The organism is Halorubrum sp. GN11_10-6_MGM, assembly GCF_005435165.1.
Taxonomy (GTDB): domain Archaea; phylum Halobacteriota; class Halobacteria; order Halobacteriales; family Haloferacaceae; genus Halorubrum.
Genome location: NZ_SGUC01000193.1, coordinates 1 through 364 on the forward strand (window position 1 = coordinate 1; position 364 = coordinate 364).

At 54.9% G+C, this 364-nt stretch carries 1 pseudogene; it reads left to right on the plus strand.

Annotated features, from left to right (window positions below):
- Positions 1–64: 64 nt before the first annotated feature.
- Positions 65–364, plus strand: a pseudogene (locus tag EXE46_RS16700) (cell division protein ZapB); the annotation flags it as partial.

Genomic DNA, 364 nt, shown 5'->3' on the forward strand with positions numbered 1-364 from the left:
CGTAGGAGCCGTTTGAGAGGTATCGTAGATCGATGCAACAGGCGAGCAAGTGGATTCCTGAGGGATGGTCTCCGATCAGGAGACCATCCCGTTTCGCCTGTTTATGACTTCTTCAGAGCCTACGAAGAAAGAAATCCTCGAACGACTCACTGCGCTTGAGGAAGAAAATCAGCGGCTTCGAGAAGAAAACGAACAGCTCCGTGAGGAAAACGAACGGCTCCGCGAAGAGAACAAACGGTTCAGGGCGAAGCTCCGGTGGCACGAAGGACCGCATACGCCACCGAGCAAAGAGCAATCGACCGATGATAAGTCGTCGTCCTCGCCGGACGAGGACGACGACGAAGAACCTCGTACTGACGGCGGT